General features: G+C 67.2%; 10 protein-coding genes and 1 pseudogene. 4 read left to right on the top strand and 7 right to left on the bottom strand.

From position 1 onward, the window contains the following. Positions 1-68: 68 nt before the first annotated feature. On the top strand, positions 69-998 hold the full coding sequence (locus C5O79_RS35425) for a 2-hydroxyacid dehydrogenase (RefSeq protein WP_122476703.1): 930 nt from the start codon (positions 69-71) through the stop codon (positions 996-998). A 102-nt stretch (positions 999-1,100) separates the two neighbouring features. Here C5O79_RS35425 and C5O79_RS35420 read toward each other — a convergent pair whose 3' ends face one another. The 3 genes from C5O79_RS35420 to C5O79_RS35410 all read right to left on the bottom strand — a co-directional run bounded on the left by C5O79_RS35420 (position 1,101) and on the right by C5O79_RS35410 (position 5,432). After that, positions 1,101-2,204, bottom strand: a complete 1,104-nt coding sequence (locus tag C5O79_RS35420; protein WP_131932207.1) for a methyltransferase type 12 — start codon at positions 2,202-2,204, stop codon at positions 1,101-1,103. Positions 2,205-2,252: 48 nt separating this feature from the next. After that, complete coding sequence (locus C5O79_RS35415; protein WP_131932205.1) at positions 2,253-3,212, bottom strand: class I SAM-dependent methyltransferase; 960 nt, start codon at positions 3,210-3,212, stop codon at positions 2,253-2,255. 267 nt (positions 3,213-3,479) lie between these two features. Continuing rightward, the gene (locus C5O79_RS35410; protein ID WP_122476698.1) at positions 3,480-5,432 is read right to left on the bottom strand and encodes a Xaa-Pro dipeptidyl-peptidase; all 1,953 of its coding nucleotides are present in this window, start codon (positions 5,430-5,432) and stop codon (positions 3,480-3,482) included. A 591-nt stretch (positions 5,433-6,023) separates the two neighbouring features. Between C5O79_RS35410 and C5O79_RS35405 the strand changes: the two genes are divergently transcribed. Then, complete coding sequence (locus C5O79_RS35405; RefSeq protein WP_122476695.1) at positions 6,024-6,836, top strand: hypothetical protein; 813 nt, start codon at positions 6,024-6,026, stop codon at positions 6,834-6,836. 32 nt (positions 6,837-6,868) lie between these two features. Here C5O79_RS35405 and C5O79_RS35400 read toward each other — a convergent pair whose 3' ends face one another. Then, the gene (locus C5O79_RS35400; protein WP_165935659.1) at positions 6,869-8,122 is read right to left on the bottom strand and encodes a lipoprotein-releasing ABC transporter permease subunit; all 1,254 of its coding nucleotides are present in this window, start codon (positions 8,120-8,122) and stop codon (positions 6,869-6,871) included. 301 nt (positions 8,123-8,423) lie between these two features. Here C5O79_RS35400 and C5O79_RS35395 point away from each other — a divergent pair, with 301 nt between their 5' ends. Both C5O79_RS35395 and pbpC read left to right on the top strand, forming a co-directional pair. After that, on the top strand, positions 8,424-14,426 hold the full coding sequence (locus C5O79_RS35395) for an MG2 domain-containing protein (protein WP_122476683.1): 6,003 nt from the start codon (positions 8,424-8,426) through the stop codon (positions 14,424-14,426). 54 nt (positions 14,427-14,480) lie between these two features. Further along, on the top strand, positions 14,481-16,895 hold the full coding sequence (gene pbpC, locus C5O79_RS35390) for a penicillin-binding protein 1C (RefSeq protein WP_122476681.1): 2,415 nt from the start codon (positions 14,481-14,483) through the stop codon (positions 16,893-16,895). 17 nt (positions 16,896-16,912) lie between these two features. Here the strand turns inward: pbpC and C5O79_RS35385 are convergent, their stop codons facing one another. The 3 genes and pseudogenes from C5O79_RS35385 to C5O79_RS35375 all read right to left on the bottom strand — a co-directional run. Further along, positions 16,913-18,319, bottom strand: a complete 1,407-nt coding sequence (locus C5O79_RS35385; RefSeq protein WP_122476679.1) for a methyl-accepting chemotaxis protein — start codon at positions 18,317-18,319, stop codon at positions 16,913-16,915. A gap of 225 nt (positions 18,320-18,544) precedes the next feature. Continuing rightward, the gene (locus C5O79_RS35380) at positions 18,545-19,615 is read right to left on the bottom strand and encodes a porin (protein WP_046549657.1); all 1,071 of its coding nucleotides are present in this window, start codon (positions 19,613-19,615) and stop codon (positions 18,545-18,547) included. A 182-nt stretch (positions 19,616-19,797) separates the two neighbouring features. Beyond that, a pseudogene (locus C5O79_RS35375) lies at positions 19,798-20,012 on the bottom strand (acetyl-coenzyme A synthetase); the annotation flags it as partial.

Here is a 20,012-nt window from a genome sequence, read left to right as displayed (position 1 = left end):
GATTACCCGCATCCGTGTTGCAGGCTTGTTACACTGAATCCGTTCCCGCCTTGCCGACACTTCCTGACATGAAGCCCGAGTTGCTGGTTCTCATCGCATTGCGCGGTGACGCGCATCGCGAGATCGCCGCGTCGTTCGACGTGCGCTACGCCCCGACATCCGAAGAACGCGAACGCGCGATCGCCGAACACGGCGGCACCCTACGCGCGGTGCTGACCAACGGCAGCACGGGGCTCACCGCCGCCGAGATCGATCGTCTTCCGCAACTCACGTTCGTCAGCGCGCTCGGCGCCGGCTACGAGCACATCGACGTGACGCATGCCAAGGCGCGCGGCGTTACCGTGGTCACGGGCGCCGGCACCAACGACGATTGCGTGGCCGATCATGCGTTCGCGCTGCTGCTCGCGGTGGTGCGCAACGTCGTGCAGCTCGATGCGAAAACCCGTGCGGGCGTGTGGCGCGACGGACTGGCGATGCCGCCGAACGTGTCGGGCAAGAAGCTCGGCATCGTCGGGCTCGGCAAGATCGGCGAGAAGTGCGCGCGCCGCGCAGCCGGCTTCGACATCGAGATCGGTTATCACAACCGGTCGGAGAAGAAGGTCCCTTATCGCTATTTCGACCGCGTCGACGCGCTCGCGCAGTGGGCCGATTTCCTGATCGTCGCGACACCGGGCGGCGCGCTCACGCGGCACCTGATCGATCGCGCGGTGCTCGATGCGCTCGGCCCCGGCGGGTTCGTCGTCAACGTGTCACGCGGCAGTGTTGTCGATACTGCTGCTTTGGCGGAGGCGTTGCGTGAAGGACGCATCGCGGGTGCGGGGCTCGACGTGTACGAAGGCGAACCCGAGCCGCCGCGCGCGCTGACGGATCTCGACAGCGTCGTGCTGACGCCGCACATGGGCGGCTGGTCGCCCGAGGCACTCGATCGGTCGGTGCGGCAGTTCATCGACAATGCCGAGCGGCACTTTTCAGGGCAGCCGGTGCTGACGCCGGTGTGAGGGTGGCTCGTGCGGCAGGCACGGCGATTTTTTTCCGCCGCAGCGAGTCTGTTGCCGTTGCTTCGACAGTATCGACGCGTTTGCGTGGCCGATCCGGTTGCCTCAATTCGCGGGGCGGATACCGGCCAGATCGGCCGCGGCGACTTCATCCGTCGAGGGGAGCGCCCGAATGGTCACCTCGCCGGAAATGAACCGTTTCCCCTTGAAATCCCGGCCGTGGTAGCGCGTGCTGATCGCGTGAAATTCCGCGTTGCCGGACGCCAGATGCTCGAGCTCCGTCACGTAGGCGCGCACATCCGCCCGATTTCCGAGCGGGCCGGCAAGGACGCGGTCGCGCGCGGCCATCAGGTTGCGCTCGTTCTCGGCCACCAGCGTTGCCAGCTTGTTCAGCGCGTCCTGGAGTTTCAGGCCCTCCCGGTACATCAGCAGCCAGACCGAGTTGACCGAGTCGGCGATATGAATTTCCTTTCGGAATGAATACGGGTCGTTGACCAGCGTAATCGAATCGATGGCGGCCGTTCTCATTTCCGCCAGCGAGCGGTCGGCCGCCAGGTGCTCGGTCATGTCGACGTCGATCGCGTACTCCGTCATGATGGCCGCCCATTCCCCGTAGTTGTCGATGCGCCGCATCTCCAGGTAGGCATCGAACGTGAGTTCGTCCATCTTCAACGCCAGCGGATCGGTCTGCCTGACGATCAACGTATGCAGTGCGTCCTCCATGCGTTTCCAGACACGCGGTTTCGACGCCAGATGTGCCTTGACGGGCAAGAGCCCCTCGTACAGCAATTGCGCGATGGGCGCGGTGTCGGGCGGGCGAATGCCGGCGATTGCATCGAAGTAGTGCTGGCGCAATGTCGAGCGCTGTTGCGCCTGCTCCAGCATCGCGGGGTTGGTGATGGTGTCGTCGATCAGCGTGGTGATGCTCATCATCCGTTCCAGATCGTAGATCCTGTCGTTCAGCGTGTGCGGATAGCACAGCCCGCCGAATGACGGCATGCTTTGCGCCAGATAATGTTCGACGGCCTTCTGGCTGCCGTAGTAGGCGAGGATGTACGGGCTGTCCGTGAGCGCGATCCGGCGTTCCGCCTCGTCATGGTGCGGATGCCACATGGGTTTCAGTTGCAGATGGAAATCCGGATGGAAGATCTTTTCCCCGGGCTTCGGCAGGCCGGGGAGGTTGCGAACGAAGTTGGGAATATCTGTCATGGCGGGATCTCGGGCTGGATGTCCGGCGGCCGGGACGGGTGGCCTTCGTCAACCGTGCTTGAGCACGAAGCTGTAGATGGAAACCTGACGCTTCACGATGGCGACGGCCAGGCTTTCGCACATCACGCGGAGTTCTTCCAGCGCGCCGACCGCGCCCGTCGGGAAATGGCGCTCGATGTTGTCCTGAACGTCCAGCAGCCATCGCGTCGCGTCCGTCCGGTTCGGCAGGACCTGCATGTCGTGGATGCGGAAGCCGCTTTGCTCGAACACCTGGCGCAGGTATGCGGGCGTCTTGCGATATTTGCACGCGAGCCTGTCGACCAGGTCGGGCGTATCGGAGCGGTATTCGGAAAGGTCGACGTTATATAAGTTATCCGAAACGATGACCGTCCCGTTTGCGGCCAGCCGCCGACGCAACTTGGCCATCACGCCCTCGAAGAGATCATAGGGGAAATGGGAGATCACGCCGCGCATGATCGCGAGGTCGTAGGGCGCGTCGAAGTCCGGCAGCAGGTCGATGTCCAGTGCATTGCACCGGAACAGGTTGATCCTGTCGGATACGCCGCGCGCGGCGTTGACTTCGGCGCAGTATTCGAGCTGGCGATCGCTGATGTTGATGCCGTCCAGGCGATGACAGCCGGGAAACCGCTCGGACAGATCGCGCAGCACCGTTCCCCAGCCGCATCCGATGTCGAGTATCCGGTTGATCGGCTGGCGCCCGGGCGTTTCCAGGCCGGCGATCTTCAGTTGCCGTTCGAAATACCTGAGGCCCGATTCGTCGAGGTCGGCCGGCCTGGGCGATTGGGGATCGTCATAGACGCCGAACTGGAACCAGAGGCGATCGCCAATGGCCTTGCTCCAGTTCACCGGATCGTTCTGGTAGGCCTCCATGACCCGCGATTCGTAATCGTTCTGCAGTTGGCCTCGAATGGCCGCGAATGGCTGGCGACGCCGATCGTTCAATGGCGACGCGGATGCGATGGTTTTGCTGGTAACCAGGTTGTTCATTGCCATGCCCCCGCAGCGACCGGCTACAAATGTCCGGATTATTGACTTTTAAATCTAGCCGGCGGGGAATCGATGTCAAGCGATATCAGATTGTTTCTGATTTCGATTCAATAATGCAATTGATTGATGAAGCGTGGAATTGTTTTTTTAAAGAGTCGTTGCTTCTGTTTCGATAAGAATCGGAAAATGGAAGCGAATGAATGAAGCGATCCCGGGACGCCGGTGCACTGGCGTCCCGGGATCGCTTCCGGACGGTCACGCCGCCGTTCAGGACGCCGTCAACGGCACCGTCACCGACGTGCCGGCCGGGTCAAGCGTCAGCCCGGTGCCCGGCGTCGGCCGCAGCGTGGCCTCGTTGTCGCTCGACAGCACGACGAGCCCCAGCCGGTGGCCGGCTTCCAGCTTGTAGTCACGCGGCATGAACGTCAGCTTCAGGTCGTACGGCATCCCGGGCAGAAGCGGCTGCGAGACCCATTCCGACACGCGGTTGCGCGGATCGGTCCACGCGCGCGTGACGATCGTGGCCGTGCCGTCCGGCGCGCGATCGACCAGCAGGGCCGTCACATTGGCCACGGCCGTGAAGGTCAGCCTGACGCGCGCGGTCGCCGAACCGGACAGGCGTGTCGCGGCCGTGAGCGGCGCGGTTTCGAACCGGCTGCGGTTCTCGCCCGTCGGCGCGTTCGCCAGCGTGAGCGCGGGAATGCGCGCATCGTCGGTGAAGCGCGCGAGCGGGCCGCCGCTCGGCAGCCGCAGCAGCGTGCCGGTGCCAGTGCCGTCGCCGCTCGCGAAGTACGTGACCGGCGTGGCGTGGCGCGCGGCCCAGTCCGCTTCCTTCAGCAGCGTGCCGTCCGCCTGCTCGATCACCGCGCGCGGATCGCGTTCGACGCCGTTGTCGAAACCGATCAGGTAGCGCGTGAACCAGCGGTTCACTTCCGCAGTCCACGCATCGGCCATCGCCGGCACGCGGGTCGGGTCGGTGTGCTTCAGGCGATGCAGCCACAGCTGCGTCGGCACGCCCTGGCGCCGCATCGCAAGATGCCACAGCGTCGACTGGTCGACCCGCACGTTGTCGTCGGTGAGCCCTTGCGCGACGAGCGCCGGCGCGACCGCGTACGCGGTGGGAATATCGCGCGCGGCCCAGAACGGCGAATAGTCGCCGGTCTTGCGGTCTTCCTGCTGCAGCGCTTCGTCGATCAGGTGCGTGCAGCGCTCCGGATGCGCGTTCGTCAGCAGCGCCTTGATGTACACGTCGACGTCCTCGCCCTGATAGCCTTCCGGCGCACGCACGAGCCCGCCCGAGCGGTAGTAGCCGTACATGTTCGTCAGCCCGGCGACCGGCACGATCGCGTCGAGCCCGCGCGTGCGCAGGCTCGCGACCATCTTCGGCAGCGTGCCGTCGTACGACACGCCGTACATGCCGACGTGGCCCGTCGACCAGTTCGCGACGACCGTCTTGCCGTTCGCGTCCTTCGCGGTCGCGTCGCGGCCGAGCCAGCGGATCACCGATGCCATCGCGACCGATTCGTCGCGCGTGAGGATCGTCGGGCAGCCGTCCGAACCGGCGGTACCGAGCGAATCCGCGTAGACGATCGTGAAGCCGCGCGGGATGAAGTAGCCCTCGATCCACGAGCGCCCGGCGGCGGCCGCCTCGACCTGCTGCAGCATCCGCACCTGCGGCGCGGCGGCCATGATGCGCGCGGAGGCGCCGGTCGCTGCCGTGGCCGCCGTGGCGGCCGGATGCGGCGTGCCGTCGAGTTCGACGTCGACGTTGTGGTCGGGGCTGTCGGCGAGGCCCGCGTAGTACGGGCTCGCGAGCACGATGACGGGCGTACGCGCGCCGTTCGCGGTTTCGGTCGGTCGCACGATGCGGACGTGGATGCGGTCGCGCGTGCCGTCGCCGTCGGAATCGACCGGCGTGTCGACCCACGCGTTCTCCTCGATCGTGCCGCCCGACAGCGACGGCTGCACCTGGCCGTTCGTGATCACGGGCCGGTAGTGGCCGCCGCTGGCCGGATTGGCGTACGGGACGCCGGACGGCGAAATGCGTGACGCGAGCTGCTTGTCGGCTGCCGAGGCGGCGGCCTCCTCCTGTTTGCCCTGCGCGAGCGCGGAGACGCCCGCCACGCTGCCGCCGTCGTCGCCGCCGCACGCGGCGAGCGTTGCGGCTGCAACGAGCGCGGGTAGCCACGCGCGACGCAATCCGGTTCGATGAATGTCCATTGTCGACCTCTTCTTGTGATTGTCTGGAACCGGCCGGCCCGCGATATGCCCCCTGCGGCCCGGCCGGGTGCTGCATCGGATGAAACGGAACTGCACCTTCGAAAGCGCCGGGCGCGATGCCCGGGTGTCACGGCCGGTGTCGACGCGCGTCACGCATCGCGCGACCCGGCGAGCGTCGGGGCGACTGCATCGCCCCGACCGGAAAGCGTCAGCGCGGCGGCTGATTCGGGCCGCCCGGTCGAAGCGAGTCCGGCGGCGCGAAATGCATACAGGAGTGCGAATCAAATGCGGGCATGCCCGATCTTCCTTCAGGTTTCAGATGAAACGGAACGGCACGATGCGATGAGGCGGGGATGGTGCGAACGGCGGTGCTGCAACGGCAGGAAAGCGCGACGCGAGTCGGCGGGGCCGGCCGGAATGCTTTCCGGAAGCTTGCGCAAACTTATCTCAGTGAAATCTCGGTGTCAAACTTTTTTAGTTTGAGTCAAACAAAGTTTTTAGGCGTGCGAGGCGACGGACCTGCGATCGGTCTAAATTTCCGGGAAATCTGTCCGTAAACGGTAAAAAACAGATTGAAAGGAGAGAGAGGGCATGACGACTTCGGTCACGGCAGCGAGCGGCCTTTCGCGCGCGCAGATGGCGCAGCAGGCAGCGCTCGACGGCCGCCAGCAGACGGACGCGGCGGCCGGGCAACCGCAGGACGCGCCGCTTGCCATCCGCGCGCTGGACCAGGACGCGATGCAGGCGGCGCGCATGAAGCAGATGTCGATACTGGGCAACCTGTCGACGAAGCTGCGCGACGTCACCAGCCAGCTCGCGACGAGCATGCACGAGATCATCGCGAAGCGGCCGGACCTGGCCGACGCGCAGTTCGATTTCACGACCGACAACGGCCAGATCAAGGTCGTAGCGAAGACGATGACGGAAAGCGATCGCGCGTGGGTGGAGTCGACGCTGAATGCGAACGCGGGCCTCGTGCTCGCGACGCGCGCGTTTCACCAGCAGGCCGTCGACTTCGCCGAGCAGGGGGCGGCCGCCGTAGGCGAGACGTTCACGGACGACGATCGCAAGGTGGCCAGCCAGCGCGCCGACGCGGACTTCCTGTTCATGAAGGAAATCAACGCGTCCGTCGCGCGCAACCGGACGTTCGAGGAGGTCGGCGGGCATTTCACCACGCAGGACGGCACGCGGCTGACGTTCGACGCGTCGGCCGGCAGCGCGCGCGGCACGCTCGCGCTGCTGGAAACCGACCGTCAGCTGTCGTCGGGCGCGGCGATCTTCGTCGACGATTCGGGGCAAAAGACCTACGGCCGACGCCCGGGCCTGATCGACGTCGGCTTCGGGGCGGCGTTCGAGGACATCCTGAACGGCCGCAACAGCATCGGTTTCCACGAGGTCGCGTAGCCACGCGCGTCGCGGAGCCGGGCGTCGCGGGCCTATTCGTCGCGCAACGCTTCGGCCGGCCGTACCCGTGCGGCGCGCCAGCTCGGGTAGAGCGTCGCGACGCACGACATCAGGAACGCGGCCGCGGCGATCTCGATCACGTCGGCCGCCGCGAGCTTCGACGGCAGCGAGCTGAGGAAGTACACGGACGGCGTCAGGAAGCGGATGCCGAGCAACTGCTCGATCGCGGGCAGCACCCACGGGATGCTCACCGCGATCGCGCAGCCGAGCGCGACGCCCGCCAGCGTGCCGGCGAGGCCGATCGTCATCCCCTGGATCGCGAAGATCTTCATGATCGACCCGGGCGGCGCGCCGAGCGTGCGCAGGATCGCGATGTCGCCCTGCTTCTGCGTGACGGTCATCACGAGCGACGACACGAGGTTGAACGCGGCGACCGCGACGATCAGCATCAGGATCAGCGACAGCATGCGCTTTTGCAGCCGCTCGGCCTCGAACCACGTGCGGTTCTGCCGTGTCCAGTCGCGGATATAGAGATCGCCCGACAGCGTGCGCGACAGTTCCAGCGCGATCTCCGGCGCGCGCTGCAGATCGTCGAGGCGCAGCCGGACGCCGGTCGGCGCACGCACGTTGAACAGCGTCTGCGCGTCGCGGATGTGGATGTAGGCGAGCGCGCTGTCGTACTGGTAGTGGCCCGACTCGAACGTGCCGACCACGTTGAACTGCCGGAACTGCGGCAGCGCGTCGCCGATGCGTGCGGTGTTGCCGGGCGCGAAGAACGTGATGCGGTCGCCGCTCTTCACGTGCAGCGCGTCGGCCAGCGCCGAGCCGAGCACGATGCCCATCTCGCCCGGCACGAGCGCGTCGAGCCGCCCGGTCTTCAGCTTGCGCGCGATCTCGGACACGCGCGGCTCCAGCACGGGATCGATGCCGCGCAGCGCGACGCCCGTCACGCTGCCCGCGTTCGTCAGCAGTGCCTGTGCGTCGACATAGGGCGCGACGGCGCGCACCGCCGGATTCCGCAGCGATTCGTGCGCGGTGAGCCGCCAGTCGGGCATCGTGCCGGTCGGCGAGAAGATTTCCACGTGTGCGAGCACCGACAGCATCCGGTCGCGCACTTCGGTCCGGAATCCGTTCATCACCGACAGGACGACGATCAGCGCGGCGACGCCGAGCGCGATGCCGGCCATCGCGGCGCCGGCAATGAACGACACGAAGCCGTCGCCGGCCGTGCGCCGGCCGCCGCGCGCATAGCGCAGCCCGATCTGCCATTCGAACGGGAGTTTCAAGCGGTTTCCTTTCATTTCGATTCGATCCTGCCGAGCCGCGCATTCTAGCGAACGCGGCGCCGCCGTGCGCAGCGGTTGCGCGACGGACGGCCGATATCCGCCCGACCGGCCGGTCATCCGGCGGCGTTGCGCGCCGGCACGCCGATATTTCCATCGTTTCGGGTCTGATCGATAATGGCGCCCAGCATCCGGTCGAACATACCAAGCAATTACGGCGCAACCGGGCCGCGCCGTCACAGACCCATAACAATTCGGGGAAGGTTGCCGCACCAGGCAGCATGTCCTTGACAAGGAAATAACAATGGATTTGCTGCGCTTCCTGCTGCTCCTGCCGATTCGCGTGGCGGGCTTCTTGTGGTGGCTGCTCGGCAGCGCGCTGCGGCCGCTGGTGGGCGACGTGTCGTGGAAGGCCCCCGCGTGGATGGGCGTCACCGCCGCGGCCGTGCGCCGCCGCCCGTGGCATGCCGGCGGCCTCGTGCTGCTCGCGGCCGCGCTCGGCTACGGCGGCTACTGGTTCAAGCATCGCCCGAAGCCGCCCGAGCCCGAGACTGTCAGCTTCACCGTGAAGGCGCCGGCGATCACCACCTACGAGGTGGACGACACCGACAAGCCGAAGATCACCGTGCATCCGCTCGAAGTCGTGTTCGCGCAATCGGCCGCGCCGATCGAACAGGTCGGCAAGCCGGCCGGCGACGGCATCGAGATGACGCCCGCGCTGAAGGGCGCATGGGAGTGGGCCGACGACAAGACGCTGCGCTTCACGCCGGCGGCCGACTGGCCGGTCGGCGCGCACGTCGAGGTGCGTTTCGCGGTGCACCGGGTGTTCGCGCCGCAAGTGACGATGCATGACGACCGTTTCGCGTTCGACCTGCCCGCGTTCGCCGCGACGTTCGGCAACAATGAGTTCTACCAGAACCCCGACAACCCGGCGGAGAAGCAGGCGCTGATGCAGTTGCGCTTCAACTACCCGGTCGATCCGGCCGAGTTCGAGAAGCGCATCGGCCTCGTGCTGGTCGGCCGTGACGGCAAGCATTCGACGCCGCTGCGCTACACGGTCAACTACGACAAGATGAAGACGAGCGCGTGGGTCTACTCGCAGCCGCTCGAGATTCCGCGCGATCCGCTGGTGGCACGGCTCGACGTCGACAAGGGCGTGAAGAGCTCGCGCGGCGGCAACGGCACGCCGGACGTGCTGCATGCGTCGGTCGACGTGCCGGGGCTCTACAGCCTGTCGATCGCCAACGTCGCGCCGACGCTCGTCGACAACGAGCGCTACGAGCCCGAGCAGGTGCTCGTCGCGGAGGCATCCGACGGCGTGCGCAGCGCCGACCTGGCCGCGCGCGCGAAGGCGTGGGTGCTGCCGAAGCGCAAGCCGGGCGTCGATCAGTCGGACGACGATCCGCCGTACGAATGGAACGTGGCCGACATCAGCGACGCGGTGCTGAAGCAGTCGAAACCGCTGCCGCTCGACGCGGTGCCGACCGAGAACGACTACGCGACGTTGCAAAGCTTCAAGTACCACGCGACGCCGGGCGATCGCATCGTCGTGCGTTTCGCGGGCGACCTGAAATCGGCCGGCGGCTACCTGCTCGCCGAGCCGGTGACGACCGCGTTCACGGTGCCCGATTATCCGAAGCTGCTGCGCTTCATGGCCGACGGCTCGCTGCTGTCGATGAGCGGCAGCAAGCGGCTGTCGGTCGTGTCGCGCAACCTGCCGGGGATGAAGGTCGAGATCGGCCGCGTGCTGCCCGACCAGCTCCAGCATCTCGTGAGCTTCAACAACGGCACGTACGCGCGGCCCGAGCTGTCGTATTCGTTCAGCGAGGATCACATCGTCGAGCGCTTCGTGCAGACGCGTGCGTTCCCGGCCGGCGACCCCGGCAAGGCGCATTACGAAGGCATCGATCTCGGCCAGTACCTGAAGGGCGGCAAGCGCGGCGTGTTCCTGCTGCACCTGACGAAGTACGACCCGGCGGCGGAGAAGAAGAAAGCCGACGATGCGAAGGATGGCGATGCATCGTCCGGCGACGGCAGCCAGGATCAGTCGGACAACGCCGATTCGGGCGACAGCAACGGCAACGGCGATGACAGCGACAACGCGCTCGGCGACACGCGCCTGATCGTCGTGACCGATCTCGGGATGCTGGTCAAGAAAGCGCTGGACGGCAGCCAGGACGTATTCATCCAGTCGATCCGAACGGGCAAGCCGGTTGCGGGCGCAACCGTATCGGTGCTCGCCGTGAACGGCCAGGCGCTGTTCACGCAGACCACGAGCGCCGACGGCATCGTGCATTTCCCCGCGTTCAAGGGGCTCGACCGCGAGAAGCGGCCGCAGCTGTACGTCGTGAAGAAGGACACCGACCTGTCGTTCCTGCCGGTGGCCGGCCGCGATCGCCAGCTCGATTTCTCGCGTTTCGACGTCGACGGCGAGCGCAATGCGACGGGCCAGGGGCAACTGTCCGCGTACCTGTTCTCCGATCGCGGCCTGTATCGGCCCGGCGATCCGTTTCACATCGGCCTGATCGTGCGCGCGGCGAGCTGGGCGCGCAGCCCGGCCGGCGTGCCGCTGCAGGCGGAGATCGTCGATCCGCGCGGGATCACCGTCGAGCGCAAGCCGGTGACGGTCGATGCGACCGGCTTCACCGAGCTCGGCTATACGACGGCCGAAACGGCGCCGACCGGCACGTGGACGGTCAACCTGTATATCGTCAAGGACGGCCAGCCCGGTGCGGAGCCGATCGGCAGCACGACGGTGCAGGTGAAGGAGTTCCTGCCCGACCGGATGAAGGTCGACGCGAAGCTGTCGCAGCAGGTCGTCGAAGGATGGGTGAAGCCGAAGGGGCTGAAGGGCATCGTCGATGCGCAGAACCTGTTCGGCACGCCGGCGGAGAAGCGCCGCGTCGCGGCGACGCTGACGCTGCGCCCGGTGTGGCCGTCGTTCCGCAGCTGGCAGGGCTATCGCTTCTTCGATGCCCGCCGCGCGAAGGAGGGCTATACGACGACGCTGCAGGACGGCGCGACCGACGACAAGGGCCATGCGGAGTTCGACCTCGATCTCGACAAGTACGCGGACGCGACCTACCAGCTCTACTTCCAGGCGAAGGCCTATGAAGCGGAAGGCGGGCGCAACGTCGCCGCGAACGCGCAGGCGCTCGTGTCGAACAACGACTGGCTCGTCGGCTACAAGTCGGTCGACGATCTCGGCTACGTGAAGCGCGGCAGCCCGCGCACGGTGCGCCTCGTCGCGATCGATCCGAACGCGAAGGCGATCGACGTGAAGGACTTGCGTGCACAACTCGTCGAGGAACGCTACGTGTCGGTGCTGACCAAGCAGGATTCCGGCGCGTACAAATACGATTCGCGGCTGAAGGAAGTGCCGGTCGACGAGAAGCCGCTGGCGATTCCGGCGGCCGGGCTCGACTTCACGCTGCGTACCGACAAGCCGGGCAGCTATGCGCTCGTGATCCGCAACGCGGCCGGCGCCGCGGTGAACCGGATCGAGTATTCGGTCACGGGCGACGCGAACGTCACGCGCTCGCTCGACCGCAACGCGGAACTGCAGGTGACGCTCGCGAAGCACGACTACAAGCCGGGCGAGCAGGTCGAGATCGCGATCCGCGCGCCTTACGCGGGCAGCGGCCTGATCACGATCGAGCGCGACAAGGTGTATGCGCACGCGTGGTTCCATGCGGACACGACGAGTTCGATCCAGCACATCACGGTGCCGGCCGGCTTCGAAGGCAACGGCTACATCAACGTGCAGTACATCCGCGATCCGTCGTCGGACGAGATCTTCATGAGCCCGCTGAGCTACGGCGTCGTGCCGTTCTCGGTGAACCTCGACGCGCGCCGCAACGCGGTGTCGGTCGATGCGCCGGCGCTCGTGAAGCCCGGCGACACGGTGAATTTCACCGTGCATTCGGCGAAGCCCGCGAAGGTCGTCGTGTTCGCGGTCGACGAGGGCATCCTGCAGGTCGCGCGCTACAAGCTCGGCGATCCGCTGAAATTCTTCTTCCGCAAGCGGATGCTCGAAGTCGGCACGTCGCAGATCCTCGACCTGATCCTGCCGGACTTCGAGAAGCTGATGGCGATGGCCGCGCCGGGCGGCGACGCCGACGATGCAATCGGCCGCCAGTTGAACCCGTTCAAGCGCAAGCGCGACAAGCCGGTCGTCTACTGGTCGGGGATCGTCGACGTGAACGGCGACACGCGCCTGAGCTACACCGTGCCTGATTACTTCAACGGCAAGCTGCGCGTGATGGCCGTGTCGGTGTCGCCGGATCTCGTCGGTACGTTCGAAGGCGCGACGACGGTGCGCGGCGATTTCGTGCTGTCGCCGAACGTGCCGACGACGCTCGCGCCGGGTGACGAGGCCGACGTCAGCGTCGGCGTCGCGAACAACCTGACGGGTGTCGGCAACCAGCCGGTGCCGGTCGCGGTCACGCTGAAGACGGGGCCGCAGTTGCAGGTGGTCGGGCCGGCCACGCAGAACATTTCACTCGCCCCGCAGCACGAGGGTGTCGCGATGTTCCGCGTGAAGGCGACCGACACCCTCGGCTCGGGTTCGCTGTCGTTCGGCGCGCGTTATGGTGCGAAGGGCGCGCAGCAGCGCGTCGACGTGTCGGTGCGGCCGGCCGCCGCGTTCCGCACGCAGCTCGACATCGCACGCCTCGATCCGGGCAAGAAGGCGAGCGTGCCGAACCTGCGGTCGATGTACGACGCGTATGCATCGCGCGACGCGAGCATCTCCACCGCGCCGCTCGTGCTGTCCGAAGGATTGTCGTCGTATCTCGTCAACTTCGAGCACACCTGCAGCGAGCAGCTGGTGAGTGCGGCCGTGCCGCGCGTGTTCGCGGCGAAGTGGCTGTCGGTGCGGGCGCTGACGAGCGCGATGCACGCAACCGACGCCGGTGCCGACGCGACGAACGCGGCGGCGATCACGCAATTCCTCGGGGTGCTGCGCAGCCGGCAGAACGCGCAGGGCGGGTTCGGGCTGTGGAGTGCGACGCCGGACGCCGATCCGTTCGTGTCCGCGTACGCGATGCACGTGCTGCTCGACGCGCGCGAGCGCGGCATCGCGGTGCCGAAGGACATGCTCGACGCGGGTAATCAGTATCTGCAGAAGCTCGCGGCGAACGATTCGCTCGGCTCGCTCGACCTGCTGCGGCAGCGCGCGTATGCGGTGTATCTGCTGACGCGCCAGGGCAACGTGACGACCAACAGCCTCGCGGCCGTGCAGAAGCGGCTGCAGGATGCGTATCCGAACGACTGGAAGAACGATCTCGCGGCCGCATGGCTCGCCGCGTCGTACCAGCTGCTGAAGCAGGACAAGGAGGCCGCGGCGCTGATCGCGGGCCCGCAGGCGCTGCTCGAGCGCAAGCGCGCGTCCGACGGCGGTTACGTGACCGGCTACTACCTCGATCCGCTGACGCGCGACGCGAGCGTGCTGTACCTGATCGCGAAGCACTTCCCCGAGCGCGTGCGCAAGCTGTCGCCGCGCGCGATGGACAACCTCGCCGCGCCGCTCGTCGACAATCGCTACAACACGCTGTCGTCGGCGATGACGATTCTCGCGCTCGATGCGTATGCGGCGTCGAGCGCGGGCCAGCTCGACCAGCTCGCGATCGACGAGGTGCGCGCGGGCGCCGCGCCGAAGGACGTGTCGTCGATCCAGGCGAACCTCGTGCGCTCGGGCACGTGGTCGGCCGCTGCATCGCGCGTCGACTTCGTGAACGGCAGCACGTTGCCCGCATGGTGGATCACGAGCCAGTCGGGCTACGACCGCGGCACGTCGACGAAGGCGATCAAGAACGGGCTGGAGATCGTGCGCGACTATACCGGCACGGACGGCAAGCCGCTCGACAAGATCACGGTCGGCCAGGAGATCGACGTGCACCTGAAGATCCGTGCGACCGGCTCGGCGAGCGTCGGCAACATCGCGATCGTCGACCTGTTGCCGGGCGGCTTCGATCCGGTGATCGCGCCGCCGCCCGTCACCGACACGCAGGACGGTGACGGCAACGGCGATGGCGGCGCGCCGGCGCCGGTGGCCGATGCCCCGTGGCGTTCGCCGATCGGCGTGAAGGGTTCCACGTGGCAGCCGCAGTTCGCGGACGTGCGCGAGGATCGCGTGGTGATCTACGGCACCGCGACGACCGACGTGCGCGAGTTCGTCTACCGGATCAAGGCGAGCAACGCGGGCCGCTTCGTCGCGCCGCCGGCTTACGGCGAGTCGATGTACGACCGCCGCTTGCAGGCGCAGGCGCCCGGCGGCACGACCCTGACGGTGGAGCGCGTGCGATGACGATGAGGCTGCAACGTCGTCGCCGGCCGCGGCGGGTGCGAGGAGCGCCCGCGCGTGGCTGACGACGTTTCGGTGCGCCGGCGCGTGCTGCACGGCGCCGGCCGGTGGCTGCATCGCTGGCAGAACTGGATCGCCGGCGTGCTGCTCGTGTTCGGCGCGCTGGCCGCATGCCGGCTGTGGCCGCATCCGCCGCTACGCGACTGGAAGCCGTCGTCGGTCGCGGTGGTCGACGCGCAGGGCCGCTTGCTGCGACTCACGCTCGCGAAGGACGACCGCTACCGGCTGTGGGTGCCGCTCGACCGGATGTCGCCGCAGCTCGTCGAAGCCGTGATGCTGCACGAGGACCGCTGGTTCTGGTGGCATCCCGGCTTCAACCCGTACGGGCTTGCACGCGGCGCGTGGATCACGTACGTGCGCGGCGGCAATCCGCAGGGCGGCTCGACGCTGACGATGCAGCTCGCGCGCTCGCTGTGGCGGCTGAACACGCGCACGCCGGCCGGCAAGCTCGAGCAGGTTGCGCGCGCGGTGCAGCTCGAACTCTTCTATTCGAAACGGCAGATCCTCGAAGCGTATCTGAACGATGCGCCGTATGGCCGCAACGTCGAAGGCGCGGGCACCGCGAGCGTCGTCTATTTCGACCGGATGCCCGACGCGCTGACGCTGCCCGAGGCGCTTGCGCTCGCGGTGATTCCGCAGGACCCGGCGCGGCGCGTGCGCGGCGGGCAGGATGAAATCAACCGCGCGCTGGCCGCGTCGCGCAACCGCTTGTATGCGCGCTGGCTGACGAAGCATCCGGGCGATGCATCGTTCAAGCCGCTGTTCGCGTTGCCGCTTGCGATGCGGCCGCTGTCCGCGCTGCCGTTCGATGCGCCGCATGCGGTCGGCCAGGCACTCGCCGCGCGCAACGCATGGCGTACGACCTCGAGCGCCGCGGCGAACGACAGCGACGCCGACGCGCGACTCGTGACGACGCTCGATCTCGACCTGCAGCACACGCTCGAACGGCAGATCGCACGTTATGTCGCGCGCAACGATACGCGCGGCGTGCGCAACGCGGCGGCGATCCTCGTCGATACGCGCGACATGGGCGTTAAGGCGCTCGTCGGTTCCGCGAACTTCTTCGACCGCGCGATCGACGGGCAGGTGAACGGCACGCTTGCGCGGCGTTCACCCGGCTCGACGCTCAAGCCGTTCATCTATGCGCTCGGCTTCGATCAGGGCGTGCTGCATCCGCAGACCGTGCTGCGCGACGTGCCGACCGCATTCGGCCCGTATGCGCCGGAGAATTTCGACGGCCATTTCCTCGGGCCGATCACCGCGACCGATGCGCTGAACCGCAGCCGCAACGTGCCGGCCGTGTGGGTCGCGTCGCAGCTCAAGTCGCCCGATCTGTACCGGTTCCTGCAGGAAGCCGGCGTGCGCCGGCTCGCGAGCGCGCAGCACTACGGGCTCGCGCTGGTGCTCGGCGGCGGCGAAGTGACGATGCAGGATCTCGCGGCGCTCTACGCAATGCTCGCGAATCGCGGCGAGTTCCGGCCGCTGCGGCTGCGCGCGGACGAACCGGCGCTGCCCGGCCGACGCCTGCTCAGCGCCGAGGCGAGCTACATGACGATGGACATGCTGCGTCAGCATCTGCGCCCCGACGAGACGAGCGGCGCGCAGCCGTCGAGCGTGCCGGTCTACTGGAAGACCGGCACGTCATGGTCGTTCCGCGATGCATGGACGGCCGGCGTGTTCGGCCCGTACGTGCTGGTCGTGTGGGTCGGCAACTTCGACAACTCGACCAATACGGCATTCGTCGGCGTCGACGCGGCCGCGCCGCTGTTCTTCCAGGTCGTCGATGCGCTGAATGCCGAGCGCGCGCTCGTCGAGCCGCCGCGCGCGGTGCCGCCGAAGTTGAAGCGCGTGCGGATCTGCCTCGCGAGCGGCGATTTGCCGAACGAGTGGTGCCCGCAGCAGGGCTGGACGTGGTTCATTCCGGGTACGTCGCCGATCCGCGTGAGCACCGTGCACCGGCCGGTCGTGATCGACGACTCGACGGGGAAGGCCGCGTGTCCGCCGTACGACGGCAAGCGCACGCATACGGAGATCTTCGAGTTCTGGCCGTCGGATCTGCAGCAGGTGTTCGCGCAGGCCGGCATTCCGCGCCGGCGGCCGCCGCAGAACGCGGACTGCCGCGACGCGGGGCAGGTCGAAGGCGATCCGCCGCGCATCACGTCGCCGCTGCGCGGCAGTACGTATGCGATGCGCGTGAGGAGTACGGAGGAGACGCGCATCGCGTTCAACGCGACGGCCGATGCGAGCGCGCATGCGCTGTACTGGTTCGTCAACGATGCATTTGTCGGGCGCGGTGCGCCGGGCGATGCGCTGTTCTGGCAGCCGCGGACGGCCGGCAGCTATACGGTGCGGGTGGTCGACGATCACGGGCGCAGTGATCAACGGCCGCTGGCGGTGGGGTTGGAGCAGTAGGGGCCGCCCGCACCGATTCAGACGCTGTAGCCGATCCGCAGGACACCCCACGGCCGCCCGCCGACGACGATCGGCGCGGAAACGTCCTTCATCAGCGCGAACTGGCCGTTGCCCATGTCGCGCCGATAGGTCTGCAACAGGAACGGTTTGGTATGCGACACGGAGGTGCGCGCAGTCCGGTCGGTGTAGATCCGGCGGTTCCGGCAGTTCGCTGCGTTCCAGGCGGCGTCCGCGCGCTGCGGCAGCGAGAACTTCCGGTTGTGGGTCGGCAGGTAGCACAGCCGGTCGAAGCTCGCGCAATAGACGATGCGCGCGTCGATCTCGAGCACCGGCTCCTGGAGGGCCGGCAGCACGCGATCGGTGAACGCCGTGAAGCGCGTCACGAATTGCTGCGGGTCGGTGCCGGGAATCGGCTCGTAGTGCGCGTCGAAGAGCGCGTCGAGCGTGATGTCGCCGCGGCTGACCGCGTCCTCGAAAAGCTTGCTGATCGCGGCGGCGGTGTTCCGTGCGGTTTCGATCAGGCGCGTATCGGGTGACTCGATGCCGGTTGCGGCCGTGAGTTCGATGAGTGTCTCGGAGACGGAGAGCAGATTGCCGAGCCGGTCCTTGGCCTGTGAGAAGTTGTTGCTCGAGTTTTCGACGCCGGACGCCATCTCGCCCACCTGCTCGTCGAGACGGTGGCACTGCGTCTCGATCTCGTCGGTCAGCGACGCGATCTGTTCGGCTTCGCCGGCGAGCTCGGTGATCGCGTGCCCGGTCGCGTGCACGACTTCGCCGATTGCGCGCGTGCCTTCGCGCACGCGGTGCGCGCGTGCGGCGTTGTCGGTTCCCTCGGCGATCAGGTGTTCGGTCTGCTCGGCGAGGCGCGCGAGGGTCGTCTCGATCTGGGCCGTCGCCTGTCCGGTCTTCGCGGACAGGTTCTTCACCTCGGCGGCGACGACGGCGAAGCTGCGGCCCGCGTCGCCTGCGCGCGCTGCCTCGATCGCGGCGTTCAGCGCGAGCAGGTGCGTCTGGCGCGCGATGACGGAGATATCCTCGGAGACGGCCCGCACGTGATCGAGCGCGTCGCGCAGCGCCCCCATCTGGTCGCTGATCGTGGTGACGCCCTCGACGAGGCCGTGAATGTCCGCGAGCGAGGCCTCGATCGTCTGCTGCGACTGCCGGACCGCATTCGACGCATTGGCGCTGACGTCGCGCACCTGCTGCGCCGCTTCGGCGATCCGGTGGTTGCCGCGCAGCGTAACGGCGGCCGATTCGCGCAGCGTGTGGCAGACCTCCGCCTGACGGGCGACGCGGGCGGCCACTTCCTCGACATGGCCCGACACGTCGCAGATCTCGATGCCGAGCCTGCCGGCCTGCTCGGCGATGTCGCCGACGACCGCGCGCGACGAACGGCGGCCGCGGCCGATTCCGAAGAAGTTCACGTTGCAGGGTCTCCTTTAGGGGGCATGCCCGGTTCCGGGCGGATATCGGGCGCGCGTTCCTGACTTGACGGCAGCTTGGCTGCGGACTTGAGGTCGGGTAAACATCGAGGCCCGATTGCCCGTGCGATGCAGGGCGCGGTACGTCGTCATCCGCGTTCGAAGCGGCCATGTACCGGTGCGGGGCGGGGACGGGCGCATGCCGGCCGCCCGCCCGCACGCGCAGCGTCAGAACACGTGGTGGATGCCGGCGTTGACGCCGACCGTCGTGCCCGGCAACCCGTACAACGCGCCACCCGTGATGCCGAGGCCCGTATTCATCGCGCCGTGGTTGTTGACGACGCCGACCTGCGCATACAGGCCCGTTCGCTTCGACAGGCTGTAGTCGGCGCCGATCGCGGCAAGCAGCGAGTGATTGTGCGAATCGTTGCGGTCGGTCGTGTACCACGCGCCGGTGTTCAGGTCGAGGGCCGGCGTGACGCGATAGTCGAGACCGGCGCTGTACACGTTGTTGCTGAACGATCCGGCGACCTTGTAGCTCGTGAACGACGCCTTGCCCGTTACCGGCCCGAACGTGTAGGCGGTACCGATCGTGCGGCCGACGAATGCGACCGTGCTCGGAACCGGCGTGGGGGATGTGCCGCCGTTCCCGTCGTAGAGCGCCGCGTTGAGCATGAAGCCGCCGTTCGTATAGGTGAGGCTGCCTGAATACTGGCGTCCCGCCTGGAAGTCGCCGGCTTTCCCGCCGAATCCGAACATCGCGCTGGCCGTCAGTCCGGCGATCGTCGGGCTCGTGTACGAAATCGCGTTCGGATTGAAGAGACCCGTGACGAGCACGTTGTCGACGTACGGAATCAGTGCGGCGCCGAAGTGCGAGATATTGCGCGGATCCGAGCCGAGTATCGCGAGCACGAACGGCGAGAACTGCAGGCCGACCTTGGTTTCGCCGAACCCGCCGTCGATGCCGACCCACGCCTGGCGGCCGAAGAAGTTGCCGTTCGAATGGCCGAACGCGCCGTCCGTGATGTTGAAGCCGCTTTCCAGCTTGAATCTCGCATGCAGCCCGCCGCCCAGATCTTCGGTACCCGTCATCCCGAAATTGGTCGGCGTCATGCCGGTGTCGGTCAGCGCGAACTGGCGTCCGGCGTTGCCACCGGTTGCCGAGTCGAGCGATCGGCTCGTATAAAGCAATGCGGCGTCGAGGTCGCCGTACAGCGTGATGCTGCTCTGGGCGAAGCTGCTCGTGCTTGCCGCTGCGCCCAGCAGTGCCGCGCAAATCATCCGTGTCCTTCCGTTCATCGTCTGTCTCCGTTTTGTTGAGTGTTGTAATACGTATAACTAATTAAGTGGGCGGCGATGGAATCGATGCGAGCCGCCCGCATGCCGTGCTGTCGGGAACGCACGGCAATGCTTTTCGCGGGCCGGATACGGCCGCGCTCCGGCGCCGCGGCGATGCGGAACGCCCGCCGTGGCGGGCGGTGTCACATCGAGCGGTTCAACTGCTCGAGGATGGCCGGGTTCTCGAGCGTGGACGTGTCCTGCGTGATCGCCTCGCCCTTCGCGAGCGAACGCAGCAGGCGCCGCATGATCTTGCCCGAGCGCGTCTTCGGCAGGTTGTCGCCGAAGCGGATGTCCTTCGGCTTCGCAATCGGCCCGATCTGCTTGCCGACCCAGTCGCGCAGCGTCTTCGCCAGCG

This window comes from Burkholderia sp. SRS-25 (assembly GCF_004343765.1).
Classification (GTDB): domain Bacteria; phylum Pseudomonadota; class Gammaproteobacteria; order Burkholderiales; family Burkholderiaceae; genus Burkholderia; species Burkholderia contaminans.
The sequence above is the reverse complement of the archived record's forward strand: the minus strand, read 5'-3'. Positions and strand labels throughout refer to the sequence as shown.